Genomic DNA, 14,893 nt, shown 5'->3' on the forward strand with positions numbered 1-14,893 from the left:
TACGTCGGCTGCAAGGGCCCATTTCGAATAATTAACCTTTTGGTACAGAAAATTCTTGTAAGATAGCGCAATCCCAGTCAATGGAACCTCCTTGCCGAGGCGGCACCCAATGTACTGGCTGGACCCAAAACCCTCTTTCGGAAGGAGCAACTCCATGTGGACCAAACCTGCTTACACTGACCTGCGTATCGGCTTCGAAGTGACCATGTACTTCGCCAACCGCTAAGCCCTGCTCGTGGTTCGACGCCTCGGCCCGCCGAGGCGTTGTCGTTTTTCGGATACGGGTCTTCGGATTAGGGAGTGGCCATGTACATCCAGATTCTCGGTTCCGCCGCTGGTGGCGGATTCCCGCAGTGGAACTGCAACTGCGTCAACTGCAAGGGCTTTCGCGATGGCAGCCTGCGCGCCACGGCACGCACCCAGTCCTCGATCGCCCTGTCTGACGACGGTGAGCACTGGATCCTGTGCAACGCCTCGCCCGACATCCGCGCCCAGCTGCAGGCCTTCGCGCCGATGCAGCCGGCCCGTGCCCTGCGCGACACCGGCATCGACGCCATCGTCCTGCTCGACAGCCAGATCGACCATACCACCGGCCTGCTGAGCCTGCGCGAAGGTTGCCCGCACAAGGTCTGGTGCACCGACATGGTCCATCAGGACCTGACCACCGGCTTCCCGCTGTTCAACATGCTCAGTCACTGGAACGGTGGGCTGCAGTGGAACCGCATCGAGCTCGAAGGCAGCTTCGTCATCGACGCCTGCCCGAATCTGCGTTTCACCCCCTTCCCGCTGCGCAGTGCCGCGCCGCCCTACTCGCCGCACCGCTTCGACCCGCATCCGGGCGATAACCTTGGCCTGCTGGTCGAGGACACCCGCAGCGGCGGCAAGCTGTTCTACGCGCCGGGCCTGGGCCAGGTCGACGACGAACTGCTGGCGATGATGCACGACGCCGACTGCCTGCTGGTCGACGGTACCCTGTGGGAAGACGACGAGATGCAAAGACGGGGCGTCGGCACCCGCACCGGCCGCGAGATGGGCCATCTGGCGCAGAATGGTCCCGGCGGCATGCTCGAAGTGCTCGACGGCTTCCAGCGTCAGCGCAAGGTGCTCATCCACATCAACAACACCAACCCGATTCTCGATGAAGACTCCCCCGAGCGAGCTGAGGTCCTGCGCCGCGGCGTGGAAGTGGCCTACGATGGCATGAGCATCGAGTTGTAGGAGGCCCGATGAGCGAAGCACTGCCGATGTCCCCTGCCGAATTCGAGCAGGCCCTGCGCGCCAAGGGCGCCTACTATCACATCCATCATCCCTACCATGTGGCGATGTACGAAGGCCGCGCCACCCGTGAGCAGATTCAGGGCTGGGTGGCCAACCGCTTCTACTACCAGGTCAACATCCCGATGAAGGATGCCGCTATCCTGGCCAACTGCCCCGACCGGGAGATCCGCCGCGAGTGGATCCAGCGCCTGCTCGATCATGACGGCGCGCCAGGCGAGGACGGCGGTATCGAGGCCTGGCTGCGCCTGGGCCAGGCCGTGGGCCTGGACCCCGACCAACTGCGCTCCCAGGAGCTGGTGCTGCCGGGCGTGCGTTTCGCCGTCGACGCCTACGTCAACTTCGCCCGCCGCGCCAGTTGGCAGGAGGCCGCCAGCAGCTCGTTGACCGAGCTGTTCGCGCCGCAGATCCACCAGTCGCGCCTGGACAGCTGGCCACAGCATTACCCGTGGATCGACCCGGCCGGCTACGAATACTTCCGCACCCGCCTGGGCCAGGCCCGACGTGACGTGGAACACGGCCTGGCGATCACCCTGCAGCATTACACCACCCGTGCCGGCCAGGAGCGTATGCTGGAGATCCTGCAATTCAAGCTGGATATCCTGTGGAGCATGCTCGACGCCATGAGCATGGCCTATGAACTGAACCGCCCGCCTTATCACAGCGTCACCGGCGAGCGCGTCTGGCACAAGGGGATCGCCCTATGAGCTTCGATCGCACCCTGGTACCCAACTGGCGCCCCGGCTATCGCTTCCAGTACGAACCGGCGCAGAAGGGCCATGTACTGCTGTACCCCGAGGGCATGATCAAGCTCAACGACAGCGCCGGTCTGATCGGCGGACTGATCGATGGCCAGCGCAACGTCGCCGCCATCATCGCCGAACTGACCCAGCAATTCCCCGATGTGCCCGAGGTCGCCGACGACATCGAGCAGTTCATGGAGGTGGCCCGTGCCGAACACTGGATCACCCTCGCCTGAGGTCCCGGTCGGCCTGCCGTTGTGGCTGCTCGCCGAGCTGACCTACCGCTGCCCGCTGCAGTGTCCGTACTGCTCCAATCCGCTGGATTTCGCCCAGCAGGGCAAGGAGCTGGACACTGCCCAGTGGTTCAAGGTGATGGCCGAGGCGCGCGAAATGGGCGCTGCCCAGATCGGTTTTTCCGGCGGCGAGCCACTGGTGCGCCAGGACCTTGCCGAATTGATCGGCGAGGCGCGCCGACTGGGCTACTACACCAACCTGATCACCTCTGGCATCGGCCTGACCGAGCAGCGCATCGCCGCCTTCAAGCAAGCCGGCCTCGACCATATCCAGATCAGCTTCCAAGCCAGTGACGAGCAGGTCAACAACCTGCTGGCCGGCTCGAAGAAGGCCTTCACCCAGAAGCTGGAAATGGCCCGTGCGGTGAAGGCCCACGGGTATCCGATGGTGCTCAACTTCGTTACCCACCGGCACAACATCGACAAGATCGACCGCATCATCGAACTGTGCATCGCCCTGGAGGCCGATTTCGTCGAGCTCGCCACCTGCCAGTTCTACGGCTGGGCGCATCTCAACCGCCTCGGGCTACTGCCGACCCGCGCGCAACTGGAACGGGCCGAGCGTATCACCAACGAGTACCGGGACAAGCTCAAGGCCCAAGGCAACCCCTGCAAGCTGATCTTCGTCACCCCCGATTACTACGAAGAACGCCCCAAGGCCTGCATGAACGGCTGGGGCAGTCTGTTCCTCACCATCACCCCGGATGGCACCGCCTTGCCGTGTCATGGCGCCCGGCAGCTCCCGGTGCAGTTCCCCAACGTGCGCGACCATGACCTGCGGCACATCTGGTACGACTCGTTCGGTTTCAACCGCTTCCGCGGTTACGACTGGATGCCCGAACCGTGCCGCTCCTGCGATGAGAAGGAAAAAGACTTCGGCGGCTGCCGCTGCCAGGCCTTCATGCTCACCGGCGATGCCAGCAAGGCCGACCCGGTGTGCGCCAAGTCGCAGGACCACGGCATCATCCTCAAGGCCCGCGAGGAAGCGGAAACCGCCCAGCTCGCCATTGAACAGATGACCTTCCGCAATGAACGAAACTCCCGTGTCATCGTCCGCGGTTGAATTCAGCGCCGAGCAGGCCGTGGCCGCTGGCACCGACTTCGCCGAAATCAAGGTCGGCCCCACCGGCCTGTTCTGGAACGAGTTCCGTCCAGCCGATGGCGCCTGCCGTCTTTGGCACTGGCGTGACCATCAAGCCCGCTGCCTGACCCCGGACGGCTTCAGCGCACGCAGCCGGGTTTACGAATATGGCGGAGGTAGTTTCTGCCTCGCCGGCGACGCCGTCGTGTTCGTCAACGAAGGCGATCAGCAAGTCTATCTGCAGTCGCTGGACGACGGCTTGCCCAATGCGTTGACCGCCGACCCGCAGTGCCGCTACGGCGATCTGCAATGGCATGACGGCCAGGTGCTGGCAGTCGAGGAATGCCATGCGGAGCAAGTCGAGCATCGCTTGGTCGCGCTGGGCGAAGGCACTCGGCAGGTGCTGGCCGAGGGCGCCGATTTCTATGCCGCGCCCACACTCAGTGGCGATGGTCAGCGCCTGGCCTGGATCGAGTGGGACCGACCGGCGCAGCCCTGGACAGTGACCCGGCTGATGGGTCGCGAGCGTGACAGCAACGGCACCTGGGGCCCGGCGCGCTGCATCGCTGGCGACGACGAGTCCTTGCAGCAGCCGCGCTTCGACCTGCAAGGCCGACTCTACTGCCTGTCCGACCGCAATGGCTTCTGGCAACCCTGGGGCGAAGTCGACGGCCAATGGCAGGCCCTGCCTGCCGAAGTAGCCGACCATGCCCCGGCACCGTGGCAACTGGGCGCCAGCACCTGGCTTGTCGACGGCCCGCAGAGCTACCTCGCCAGCTGGTTCGAGGACGGTTTCGGCCAGCTCGGGCTGCGTACCGCCGACGGCCGGGTAGAGCGTTTCGCCAGCGCCTACAGCCGTTTTCGCAGCCTGGCCGAAGATGAGCACTTCATCTACGCCATCGCCGCCTCGCCCATCAGCCCACCGGCGGTCATCGCCATCGCCCGCGACAACCACGAAGTCCGGGTGCTGGCCGGTGGCGCGGAGGTCATGCCGGCGCGGCACATCAGCCTGCCGCAATCGATCCACTACGACAGCGCGGGCACCCCCGCCCACGGTTTCTTTTATCCCGCCGCCGGCAGCCGCGGCCCGGCACCGCTGGTGGTGTTCATCCACGGCGGACCGACTTCGGCCTGCTACCCGGTACTCGATCCACGCATCCAGTACTGGACCCAGCGTGGCTTCGCCGTCGCCGACCTCAATTACCGGGGCAGCAGCGGCTATGGCCGGGCTTATCGGCAGGCGCTGCACCTGAACTGGGGCGATAGCGACGTGGAGGATGCCTGCGCTGCGGTCGAGCACCTGGCTGCGCGCGGCCTGATCGACCGCGACAAGGCGTTCATCCGCGGCGGCAGCGCCGGCGGCTATACCACTCTGTGCGCGCTCGCCTTCCACGATGTGTTCCGTGCCGGAGCCAGCCTCTATGGCGTCAGCGACCCGATTGCCCTGGGTCGCGCCACGCACAAGTTCGAAGGCGATTACCTGGACTGGCTGATCGGCGATCCGCTGCGCGATGCCGAGCGCTACCGCCAGCGCACGCCGCTGCTGCATGCGGCTCGGATCAAAGCGCCGGTGATTTTCTTCCAGGGCGAGTTGGACGCGGTGGTGGTGCCGGAACAGACCCGGTCGATGTTGGCGGCCCTGAAGGCCAACGGCATCGAGACCGAAGGCCACTTCTATGCCGGCGAGCGGCATGGTCTACGCAGTGCGCAAAACCTCGCGCACGCATTGGAAGAAGAGTGGAAGTTCTATTGCCGGGTGCTGAACGGCTGATACCCGCGAACACCGGCCCAGCCGGTGCCATACCCTGCCGGGCTTACGTTGCGATAGGGCCGCCCAGCAGCCCTGCACGCTCAGCGTTTGGCAATGATGTACACCGCGTGCACGATCCCCGGAATGTAACCCAGCAGCGTCAACAGGATATTCAGCCAGAACGCCCCGCCGAAGCCTACCTGAAGAAATACGCCCAGCGGCGGCAGGATGATGGCGATGATGATGCGGATGAAGTCCATGCGTATAGCTCCTTTGAGGGGTTTAAACAAAGACTAGCCGCGCCCTGCAGAGGTTCCACCGCCTGAACGCCAGGCAAAAAAATGCCCCGAGCCAAGTCGATCGGCCCAGGGCGGTGCGCAGAAACGCAAGACGGTTCGGTTGAATGCGGATCAGGCCGGCACTTCCCGCCGGTTGTGCTGTTTGGCGTGGAGCCTTGCGAAGGCCCGAGCCAGGCGCAGAAGCATTTCGTCGATGCTGCCCCGGCTCACGGTCAGGGCTGGGGAAAAGCGCAGAACATCCGCTTGCGGAGCGTTGAGCAACAAGCCTTCGTCCAGCGCAGCCTCGACCAGCGCCGGAGCGATGTTCTCGCGCAGTTGCAGTGCCCAAAGCAGCCCCTGCCCACGCACTTCGCCCTGACCATAGCGGCCTGCCAGGCGCGACAATCCCTCGCGCAGGTGGCGGCCACTGTCCTGCACCTGCTCGAAGAAGCCGGCCTCCAGCACGGTGTCGAGGACCGCCAAGCCGGCTGCGCTCATCAACGCATTGCCGTGGTGGCTGCCCGCCAGTTCGCCTGGCTCAGCGCAGCACGCACGACCACGGGCCAGCAATGCCGCCAGCGGTACTCCACCGCCCAGGCCTTTGCCCAGCGTGATGATGTCGGCGCGCACGCCGTAGGTCTGTTCGGCGAGCAACGCACCGCAACGACCAATACCGGTCTGCACCTCGTCGAGAATCAACAGGATGCCCAGCTCGCGGCACAGCTTCTCCACGCCCTGCAGGTATTCACGGGTGGCCGGAACCACCCCCGCTTCGCCCTGGATCGGCTCGAGCATGATCGCCACGGTGCGCGAATCGACCTGCGCATGCAGCGCCGCCAGATCATTGAACGGTACTTTGCTGAATCCTGGCAGGCCCGGTTCGCAGCGGTTGCATGGGAGCGGGTCGGAGGCCGACAGTGCGCCCAGGCTACGGCCATGACAGCCCTGACTGGCGGTGATGATGTGGTAGGCGCCGTTGCGATGCAGTTGGCCCCATTTACGCGCCAGCTTGATCGCCCCCTCGCAGGCTTCGGCGCCACTGTTGAGCAGGTAGGCCTGATCGCTGCCGGTGCTCTGGCACAGGCGATTGACCAGCGCCAGCAAGCCACGGCTGTGATAGCCCGCGCCGGGATTGATCAACGCCTGGGCCTGGTTGCCCAGGGCCTTGACCAGCGCGCTGGGGCTGTGGCCCAGACTGTTGACCGCACCTCCCTGGGTGAAATCCAGGTAAGCGTGGCCTTTGTCGTCCCACAACCACGATCCCTGGCCCCGCACGAACACCTGCGGGGCACGCACGCTGCCAGGCATCAAACACTCACGCGACAGCGGCGATGCATCCGCCGGGGCGACCGGCGCACGCACGGGCTCGGCGACCGCGGCAGCTGCCGAACGGCGCAGGTTGAACAGGTTCATGGAGGCTCCGACCAATCACGCAAATGGGCATCCGGGGCCTGATCTGATGCCGGCGCCCGATAATTTTGCCCTGCCTATCAAAAGTGTTTCTCAGCCTCGGTAACAATCGCCGCCGATGGCGCTGTAACCCTTTGCTGTACGGCGATAGACTAGGCGTGCGAGGCGCTTGCGGCCATTCCGTTTTTCCAGCTTTTTCGATAAGTGTTGCTTATGGATTTTCGCCAACTGCGTTATTTCGTCGCGGTCTATGAAGAAGGCCATGTGGGCCGGGCCGCAGAGCGGCTGTCGCTGTCCCAGCCAGCCCTGTCACAGCAGATCCGCCAGCTCGAGCACAGTCTCGATCTGAGCCTGTTCGAGCGCGCCAACAAGCGACTGTTGCCGACGCTGGCTGCCCACACCCTGTACAACCATGCCCAGCCGTTGCTCGATGGCCTGCAGCGCGCCCACGAAGCCATGCGCAACTTCAAGGGGCAGTCGGTACGCACCCTGGCCATCGGGGTGCTGCAGACCGTGCGCCCAGGTCTGGTGCCACAGCTGCTCGAGCGTGTGCGCAAGGCCCAGCCGCATCTGGTGGTGCAGATCTACGAGCTGTCGGGGCTGGAGATCGAACGACGTCTGCTCAACGGCAGCCTGGATATTGGCATCAGCTACCTGCCGCCGCGTCAGCCAGGACTGCATGGCCTGTTGTTGTACGAAGATGAATTGCAGCTGGTCATACCGGATACCCACCCCCTGAAAGACTTCAAGAAGGTATCCATTCGCCAGGCGGCAGAATTGCCGATGCTGATGCTCGGCGAGGAATTCCAGATCCGCCAGATCTGGAAGGAGCAGTTGGCCAACCAGGGGCGTCGACCCCAGGTCCAGGCGGAGATGAACAACATGGCCGGGATTCTCGACAGTCTGTCGCACACCGCGCTGGCGACCATCCTGCCTGGCCGGGCCAAGGCGGCCGCCGAAGATGATCAGGGATTGCTGTGGAAACCACTGAGCGAACCTCGTGTGCCCCTCAAGGTCGGTCTGGTGTTTCGCGATGCCCAGCGCCAGCAGGCTTCGGTGGAGCTGTTGCGCAACCTGCTGGAAGAAGACGTGCTCGGCTAAAACCCGCGCACAAAGAAAACCCCGCCGAAGCGGGGTTTTCCAGACTGTTTCCCTATGACATCCCTATCGCCCCACCGACCCTGGCAGGCATCCTTCGTTGTCCCTGTTCTGTCCTTTGCGCTTCCTGCGCGACGTCCATGGAACAGAGATTAACCGTGGATCCAATCGCCGAACAGTGGCGAATAGTCACCACGTCATGTAGGAGAAAGCTTACAAAACCTGATCATCGCCTTAGAACTGTTCGGCATCGAGCAGATACAGCGGCTCGCTACCCGCCTTCACCGACGCCACCAGCGAGTCGACTCGCGGCAGCAGGCGGGCGAAGTAAAAGCGTGCCGTGCCCAGTTTGGCCGAGTAGAACGCCGGGTCACCTTCGCCCTGGGTGGCCGCACGCGCCATCAGCGCCCACATGTAGGCGTATGCCACATAGCCGAAGGCGTGCAGGTACTCCACCGAAGCCGCGCCGATCTCGTTCGGGTTGCCTTTGGCCCGGTCCAGCACCCAGTCGGTGAGCCCGTCGAGCTGATCGAGGGCTGCCGCCAGAGGGCGGGTGAACTCAACCGCCTCGCTGTCCGAGCTGGCGATGAACTGACGGATTTCGTCAGCGAACAGCCGGTAGTACGCACCACCGCTGGCCACCACCTTGCGACCCATCAGGTCCAGCGCCTGAATACCATTGGTGCCTTCGTAGATCTGCGTGATACGCACATCGCGCACCAGTTGCTCCTGCCCCCACTCGCGGATGTAGCCATGGCCACCGAACACTTGCTGGCCATGCACCGCGCATTCCAGGCCCAAGTCAGTGAGAAACGCCTTGGCCACAGGGGTAAGCAACGCGACCAGCTCTTCGCTGCGCTTGCCGATGGCAGCATCCTGACTGTACTTGGCACTGTCGAGTTGCATCGCCACGTAGGTGGAAAACGCCCGACCGCCTTCGATCAGCGCTTTCATGGTCAGCAGCATGCGGCGCACGTCAGGGTGGACGATGATCGGATCGGCAACCTTGTCCTTGGCTTGCGGGCCCGTGGGCGAACGGCTTTGCAGGCGGTCGCGGGCGTACTCCACGGCGTTCTGATAGGACCGCTCGGCCGAGGCCAAGCCCTGGATACCGACGCCCAGGCGCTCGTAGTTCATCATGGTGAACATCGCGGCCAAGCCCTTGTTCGGCTCGCCGACGATGTAGCCCACCGCTTCGTCGAAGTTCATCACGCAGGTGGCCGAAGCCTGGATGCCCATCTTGTGCTCGATCGAGCCACAAGTGGCCGAGTTGCGAGCGCCGAGGCTGCCATCGGCGTTGACCAGGAACTTCGGCACCAGGAACAGCGAAATGCCCTTGGGCCCAGCCGGTGCATCCGGCAGCTTGGCCAGCACCAGGTGGATGATGTTCTCGGTCAGGTCGTGTTCGCCGCCGGTGATGAAGATCTTGGTGCCGCTGACCTTGTAGCTGCCGTCGGCCTGGGGCTCGGCCTTGGTGCGAATGATGCCCAGGTCGGTACCGGCGTGCGGTTCGGTCAAGCACATGGAGCCGGCCCAGACGCCGGCATACATGTTCGGCAGGTACTGCGCCTTGAGCGCTTCACTGGCGTGGGCGTTGATCGACAGGCAGGCCCCGGCGGTGAGCATCGGGTACAGGCCGAAGGCCAGGCTGGAGGCATTGACCATTTCCTCGACCTGGGCCGAGATGGCCTTGGGCATGCCCATGCCACCGAACAAGGGATCACCGCCTACGCCCACCCAGCCACCCTCGGCGTAGGTGTTGTAGGCATCGATGAAACCGGCTGGGGTACGCACGGCGCCGTTGTCCCAGTGACAGCCTTCTTCATCGCCAGCACGGCTGAGCGGCGCGATGGAGCGTGCGGTGACCTTGCCAGCCTCCTCCAGCACGGCCATCGCGGTGTCGGCGTCTACGGCCTCGGCCAGCGCAGGCAATTGCGCCCATTGTTCGGCCACGTTGAAGACTTCATTAAGAACGAAGCGCATGTCGCGCAGGGGCGCTTTATATTCAGCCATGACAACCTCTCGCTAGTGGGTCGGGCGGTTCGGGCAACCGCAGCACGGATTTGAAATCAGTGTAACCGACAAACTTTTACGAGACATAGGGTCATCAATAGACCGCATAGTCATTTATGGTCACGCCGTACGCACCGCCCCACGCAACGATTGTTGGCCATACACCATCACGCAGTTGCGGCCCGCACCCTTGGCGCTGTACAGCGCCTGATCGGCGGATTTGAGCACTTCGTCGGGGTTGCGGTGGTCTGCCAGGCGCTCGGCGACACCAATGCTGATGGTGACCGAGACCGTACCACCGGCACTGCCACTGCGCCGTTGCCGCCCGGCGCTGTCGTCCTGCGGACGGCTGTTCGGATCGCGCAGATGCATGGCGTAGTTGGCGATCATCTCGCGCACGGCCTCCAGGTGCGGCAGGCATTCCTCGGCGGTCTTGCCAGCGAATACCAGGGCGAACTCCTCGCCACCATAACGGTAGGCGCGCCCGCCACCGGTGACTTTGGCCAAACGACTGGCGACCAGGCGCAGCACCTGGTCGCCGACATCGTGGCCATGGGTGTCGTTGAATTTCTTGAAGTGGTCGACATCGGTCATGGCGATCACATAGTTGCGCCCAAGGCGCTGCATACGCTCGTTCAGCGCCCGGCGCCCGGGCAGACCGGTCAGCTCGTCGCGGAAGGCCATCTGGTAGGCCTCATGGGAGACCGCCGCGGCAATCATCAGCATCACCTGGCTGCACATGATGTTCAGGGTGAAGGGCAGAATGAAAGTCTTGGGCAGCATCCAGAAGATGCCGACCAGGCCGATCAGCTGTGCCGCATGCAGGGGCCGCGGCTCGCGCAGGTATTGCACCACCAGCAGGATGAACACCATCAGGAACAACGGGTAGACCATCTGGATCAGGCTCATCCACTGGCCATGCAGTGCCGGCCAGCGGATTTCCGCCAACCACGCCAGCAGGGCGTCCGGGAAACTCTGCTCCAGTGCCAGGGCCACGCTGCCCACGGCGAACAGTACGGCGAACCGCGCCAGCAGGTCCTGGGCCAGGTGAGTGCGCTCCTGCCAGGCGCCGAACAAACCGTACAAGGCGGGTAGCAACAAGCACACCAGGTGGAAGATGACCGCCGCATCCTCTCGGACGCGGCCGTTGTCACGGTAGTAATCGGTCTGGGTATCGAGCAGGAAATAGGCGATGTACACCGTGACCATTAGGAACAATTCGCGCTGGCGGCGATACACCGCGCAATAGGCGCCGCCCAGCAGCAGCACCAACGTCGGCAGGACGTTGAACAGGGACGTGAAGAACACACTCAGGTCCCTCACATAGGCCGCCGCGAGGCCCGCCAGCAACAAGAACAGCGAAGGCAGAAAATGGCTCGCGCGGACCGCGTTTAGACGAAACAAGGGAATCTCCGACCCGGCAGATCAATAATGGCATTGTGCCCTTACTTCATCGGCAACACACGTGAATAGATGAATAGGTTGCTGGGTTAACGGCAGCGGGACGGCTGGGCTTGAGGTTTTTCTGCGGGGTCGATCGTCGGCAAGCGGCTGCCAGAAGGTGGGGCGGGCGATGAGCGAGCGCCAAAGCGCAAAAAACCCGCCTGCCGGTGAAGGCAGGCGGGTTTCGCTACGAGCGGAGCGGGCTTAGATAGAGAGACCGAAGTCCTCTTCCTTCATCGCCATCAAGTTGCCAGCGCCCGACAGCATCGCAGCCACATGGGTGCGGGTGCGTGGCAGGATGCGCTGGAAGTAGAAGCGCGCGGTCTGCAGCTTGGCGGTGTAGAACCCTTCTTCGCTGGTGCCGGCGGCAAGCTTCTCGGCGGCCAGGCGGGCGATGTCGGCCCAGAAGTAGGCCAGGCAGGCGTAACCGGAGTACATCAGGTAATCCACCGATGCGGCGCCCACTTCCTCGCGGTCTTTCATGGCGGCCATGCCGACTTTCATGGTCAGCTCGCCCCACTCCTTGTTCAGCGCCGCCAGCGGCTCGACGAACTCCTTGACCGCCTCGTTGCCTTCCTGGGCTTGGCAGAACTTGTGCACGATCTTGGTGAAGCCCTTGAGTGCTTCGCCCTGGGTCATCAGCACTTTGCGCCCGAGCAGGTCGAGGGCCTGGATGCCGGTGGTGCCTTCGTACAGCATGGAGATACGGCTGTCGCGCACGTTCTGCTCCATGCCCCACTCGGCGATGAAACCGTGGCCGCCGTAGATCTGCACGCCATGGTTGGCCGCCTCGAAGCCCACTTCGGTCATGAAGGCCTTGGCGATCGGGGTCATGAAGGCCAGCAACGCATCGGCCTTCTTGCGCTCTTCCTCGTCCTGGCTGTACTTGACGATGTCGACCTGCTTGGCGGTGAAGTAGACCATCGCGCGGTTGCCTTCGGCGAACGCCTTCATGGTCAGCAGCATGCGCCGCACGTCAGGGTGGACGATGATCGGGTCAGCGGCTTTTTCCGGGGCCTTGGGACCGGTCAGCGAACGCATTTGCAGCCGCTCGCGGGCGTACTTCAGGCCACCCTGGAAGGCCACCTCGGCGTGGGCCAGGCCCTGCAGGGCGGTGCCCAGACGCGCGGTGTTCATGAAGGTGAACATACAGTTCAGGCCTTTGTTGGCCGGGCCGATCAGGAAGCCGGTGGCGCCGTCGAAGTTCATCACGCAGGTGGCGTTGCCGTGGATGCCCATCTTGTGCTCGAGCGAGCCACAGCTCACGGCGTTGCGCTCACCGACGCCGCCTTCGCTGTTAGGCAGGAACTTGGGCACGATGAACAGCGAAATGCCTTTGGTGCCGGCCGGTGCATCCGGCAGGCGCGCCAGGACGATGTGGACGATGTTGTCGGCCATGTCGTGCTCACCGGCGGAGATGAAGATCTTGGTGCCGGAAACCTTGTAGGAACCGTCAGCCTGAGGCTCGGCCTTGGTGCGCAGCATGCCCAGGTCGGTGCCGCAGTGCGGTTCGGTCAAGCACATGGTGCCGGTCCACTCGCCGGTCACCAGCTTGCTCAGGTAGGTGTGCTGCTGCTCGGCGGTGCCGTGGGCAGACAGGGTGTTCATCGCGCCATGGGACAGCCCTGGGTACATGCCCCACGACCAGTTCGACTCGCCGACCATCTCGCTGATGGCCAGGCCCAGCGACTCCGGCAGGCCTTGGCCGCCATGCTCGACGTCATGCGCCAGGCTCGGCCAGCCACCTTCGACGAACTGCTGGTAGGCCTCTTTGAAGCCGGTCGGCGTGGTCACGCCCGACTCGCTCCAGGTGCAGCCTTCGAGGTCGCCGACGCGGTTCAGCGGTGCCAGCACCTGCTCACAGAACTTCGCGCCTTCCTCGAGGATCGCGTCGACCATATCGGGCGTGGCGTCCTGGCAACCTGGCAGGCTCTGATAATGCGCCTCATAGCCGAGCAGCTCGTCGCGGACGAAGCGAATGTCACGCAAGGGGGCTTTGTAATCAGGCATTGCGATGAACCTCTGTAATGAGTCCGGTGGGGAGACCGCAGGTACCGACCAGCTCTTGCCGGCTTTCGGTCAAACAGTTGTTTGAAACTTACGTTTAGCTCCGCTGGATGTCAAGCCGGGACGATGGTGCCATTTCTGCCGTGGAAAGTGACATTGATGCCACGCTTGGAGAAATGCCCTGAAACGACTGTGGGAGCGGGCTTGCCCGCGAATGGGCCCTCCCAGACAAACAAAGGTGTCTGAAATGACGCATTCGCGGGCAAGCCCGCTCCCACAAGGTTCGCGAGTGATTCGCGACAAATCAGGCGTAGGTGTCGATGAAACGACCGAGCATTTCGTCGGAGGCCTTGGCGACGTTCACGCCAAGTTCGACTTGCTGCTTGCCCAATGCCATTTGCACGGTATCGGTGGCGAGGTCCAGCTGCTGGCTGCGGTCGACCGAACGCAGGCGCTCGGCCTGGTAGTCGCTGGACTGGCTGGTGGCGGCGCGCTCGACCGAGGCATTGGCGATGTTGCTGGCGGCCTGGTCGATACGCTGCTGGCCACTCTGGATGGCGCTGAGGCCGGCGTAATAGGCAGTGCTGCCGGTGATTTCCATGTCAGGACTCCAATGACGCGGGGTGTGAACAAGGCCAATTAAAGCAGGCCAGGGCCGAAAAGGCCCGTTTAAATCCCTAATGGCTCAGTGCCACCTGATAGGCCTAAGGTATTCCTGTCCCGACCCGTTCGCGGGTAAACCCGCGCCTACAGGATCTTCGCAGGCTCTGTAGGAGCGGGTTTACCCGCGAAAGGGCCGGCACAGGAACCTGCTAATCCAGAAGGTCCAGTTGCAGGTGCTCGGCCACCGAATCGGCGCTGGCCTGCTTGAGCTTGGGCACCCGTCCGAGGCACGGCGCCGGCAGGCGCTCGGCCAGGCTCGCCAGGTTCTCTTCCAGGCGCGAAGTCCGCGGCTCGATGATGTTGGCTACCCATCCGGCCAGTTGCAGGCCGTCACGCTCGATCGCCTCGGCGCTGAGCAAGGCATGGCTGATACAACCCAGGCGCACGCCCACCACGAGGATCACCGGCAAGCGCAAGGCGATGGCCAGGTCGGAAAGGTTCTCCAGCCCCGACAGGGGCACCCGCCAGCCGCCCGCCCCCTCGATCAAGGTGAAGTCGGCATTTTGCTGCAGCACGTTGCGCATTGCGCTCAGCAATGTCGGCACGGTAAGCGTCACGCCCGCCTCGCGCGCGGCCACATGGGGGGCGATGGCGGGTTCGAAGGCGAATGGGTTGACCTGCTCATAGGGCAGCTTGATCGTGCTTTCATCGATCAGCGCCTGGGCATCGCTATTACGCAGGCCCTTGGGCGTCATCGTGCAGCCCGACGCCACCGGCTTCGCGCCGAGCGTGCTCAGCCCTTGCAAACGCGCCGCATGGAGCAAGCCCGCAGCAATGGTAGTCTTGCCCACATCGGTATCGGTCCCGGCGATGAAATACGCTTGGCTCATCTCACTCCC

At 63.7% G+C, this 14,893-nt stretch carries 14 protein-coding genes; 7 read left to right on the top strand and 7 right to left on the bottom strand.

What is annotated here, in order from left to right:
• Positions 1–154 precede the first annotated feature (154 nt).
• The 6 genes from pqqA to E2H86_RS10270 all read left to right on the top strand — a co-directional run bounded on the left by pqqA (position 155) and on the right by E2H86_RS10270 (position 5,163).
• Entirely contained in the window at positions 155–226 is a 72-nt protein-coding gene (gene pqqA, locus E2H86_RS10245) for a pyrroloquinoline quinone precursor peptide PqqA (protein WP_003243383.1), read from the top strand.
• 80 nt (positions 227–306) lie between these two features.
• Positions 307–1,218: a pyrroloquinoline quinone biosynthesis protein PqqB gene (pqqB, locus tag E2H86_RS10250; RefSeq protein WP_133327334.1), complete on the top strand. Its 912-nt coding sequence runs from the start codon at positions 307–309 to the stop codon at positions 1,216–1,218.
• An 8-nt stretch (positions 1,219–1,226) separates the two neighbouring features.
• On the top strand, positions 1,227–1,982 hold the full coding sequence (pqqC, locus tag E2H86_RS10255) for a pyrroloquinoline-quinone synthase PqqC (RefSeq protein WP_133327336.1): 756 nt from the start codon (positions 1,227–1,229) through the stop codon (positions 1,980–1,982).
• Positions 1,979–2,254: a pyrroloquinoline quinone biosynthesis peptide chaperone PqqD gene (pqqD, locus tag E2H86_RS10260; RefSeq protein WP_133327338.1), complete on the top strand. Its 276-nt coding sequence runs from the start codon at positions 1,979–1,981 to the stop codon at positions 2,252–2,254. Before pqqC ends, pqqD begins: the two co-directional genes overlap by 4 nt.
• Entirely contained in the window at positions 2,226–3,374 is a 1,149-nt protein-coding gene (pqqE, locus tag E2H86_RS10265) for a pyrroloquinoline quinone biosynthesis protein PqqE (RefSeq protein ID WP_133327340.1), read from the top strand. The genes pqqD and pqqE overlap by 29 nt, the downstream gene beginning before the upstream one ends.
• Entirely contained in the window at positions 3,340–5,163 is a 1,824-nt protein-coding gene (locus E2H86_RS10270; RefSeq protein WP_133327342.1) for an alpha/beta hydrolase family protein, read from the top strand. Before pqqE ends, E2H86_RS10270 begins: the two co-directional genes overlap by 35 nt.
• Before the next feature lie 80 nt (positions 5,164–5,243).
• Here the strand turns inward: E2H86_RS10270 and E2H86_RS10275 are convergent, their stop codons facing one another.
• A complete protein-coding gene (locus tag E2H86_RS10275; RefSeq protein WP_009681539.1) occupies positions 5,244–5,402 on the bottom strand; it encodes a YqaE/Pmp3 family membrane protein in 159 nt (52 codons plus the stop codon).
• Between the two features lie 150 nt (positions 5,403–5,552).
• Complete coding sequence (locus E2H86_RS10280) at positions 5,553–6,833, bottom strand: aspartate aminotransferase family protein (RefSeq protein WP_133327344.1); 1,281 nt, start codon at positions 6,831–6,833, stop codon at positions 5,553–5,555.
• Between the two features lie 210 nt (positions 6,834–7,043).
• Between E2H86_RS10280 and E2H86_RS10285 the strand changes: the two genes are divergently transcribed.
• A complete protein-coding gene (locus E2H86_RS10285) occupies positions 7,044–7,931 on the top strand; it encodes a LysR family transcriptional regulator (RefSeq protein WP_133327346.1) in 888 nt (295 codons plus the stop codon).
• A gap of 231 nt (positions 7,932–8,162) precedes the next feature.
• On the opposite strand, the gene E2H86_RS10290 is transcribed toward E2H86_RS10285, so the two are convergent.
• The 5 genes from E2H86_RS10290 to bioD all read right to left on the bottom strand — a co-directional run bounded on the left by E2H86_RS10290 (position 8,163) and on the right by bioD (position 14,884).
• Complete coding sequence (locus E2H86_RS10290) at positions 8,163–9,941, bottom strand: acyl-CoA dehydrogenase C-terminal domain-containing protein (RefSeq protein WP_133327348.1); 1,779 nt, start codon at positions 9,939–9,941, stop codon at positions 8,163–8,165.
• A gap of 120 nt (positions 9,942–10,061) precedes the next feature.
• The gene (locus E2H86_RS10295; RefSeq protein ID WP_133327350.1) at positions 10,062–11,345 is read right to left on the bottom strand and encodes a GGDEF domain-containing protein; all 1,284 of its coding nucleotides are present in this window, start codon (positions 11,343–11,345) and stop codon (positions 10,062–10,064) included.
• A gap of 243 nt (positions 11,346–11,588) precedes the next feature.
• Complete coding sequence (locus tag E2H86_RS10300) at positions 11,589–13,394, bottom strand: phenylacyl-CoA dehydrogenase (RefSeq protein ID WP_133327352.1); 1,806 nt, start codon at positions 13,392–13,394, stop codon at positions 11,589–11,591.
• A 301-nt stretch (positions 13,395–13,695) separates the two neighbouring features.
• Positions 13,696–13,992, bottom strand: a complete 297-nt coding sequence (locus E2H86_RS10305; RefSeq protein ID WP_133327354.1) for a pyrroloquinoline quinone biosynthesis protein PqqE — start codon at positions 13,990–13,992, stop codon at positions 13,696–13,698.
• Between the two features lie 211 nt (positions 13,993–14,203).
• Positions 14,204–14,884: a dethiobiotin synthase gene (bioD, locus tag E2H86_RS10310; RefSeq protein ID WP_133327356.1), complete on the bottom strand. Its 681-nt coding sequence runs from the start codon at positions 14,882–14,884 to the stop codon at positions 14,204–14,206.
• Positions 14,885–14,893 lie beyond the last annotated feature (9 nt).

Origin of the sequence: Pseudomonas putida, assembly GCF_004357765.1 — a bacterium.
Lineage (GTDB): Bacteria > Pseudomonadota > Gammaproteobacteria > Pseudomonadales > Pseudomonadaceae > Aquipseudomonas > Aquipseudomonas putida_U.

Coding starts and splice junctions, on each gene's coding strand:
- E2H86_RS10290 (WP_133327348.1), bottom strand. CDS start 9,941: ATGGCTGAATATAAAGCGCCCCTGCGCGACATGCGCTTCGTTCTTAAT.
- pqqD (WP_133327338.1), top strand. CDS start 1,979: ATGAGCTTCGATCGCACCCTGGTACCCAACTGGCGCCCCGGCTATCGC.
- E2H86_RS10275 (WP_009681539.1), bottom strand. CDS start 5,402: ATGGACTTCATCCGCATCATCATCGCCATCATCCTGCCGCCGCTGGGC.
- E2H86_RS10280 (WP_133327344.1), bottom strand. CDS start 6,833: ATGAACCTGTTCAACCTGCGCCGTTCGGCAGCTGCCGCGGTCGCCGAG.
- E2H86_RS10285 (WP_133327346.1), top strand. CDS start 7,044: ATGGATTTTCGCCAACTGCGTTATTTCGTCGCGGTCTATGAAGAAGGC.
- bioD (WP_133327356.1), bottom strand. CDS start 14,884: ATGAGCCAAGCGTATTTCATCGCCGGGACCGATACCGATGTGGGCAAG.
- pqqB (WP_133327334.1), top strand. CDS start 307: ATGTACATCCAGATTCTCGGTTCCGCCGCTGGTGGCGGATTCCCGCAG.
- E2H86_RS10305 (WP_133327354.1), bottom strand. CDS start 13,992: ATGGAAATCACCGGCAGCACTGCCTATTACGCCGGCCTCAGCGCCATC.
- pqqC (WP_133327336.1), top strand. CDS start 1,227: ATGAGCGAAGCACTGCCGATGTCCCCTGCCGAATTCGAGCAGGCCCTG.
- E2H86_RS10270 (WP_133327342.1), top strand. CDS start 3,340: ATGAACGAAACTCCCGTGTCATCGTCCGCGGTTGAATTCAGCGCCGAG.
- E2H86_RS10300 (WP_133327352.1), bottom strand. CDS start 13,394: ATGCCTGATTACAAAGCCCCCTTGCGTGACATTCGCTTCGTCCGCGAC.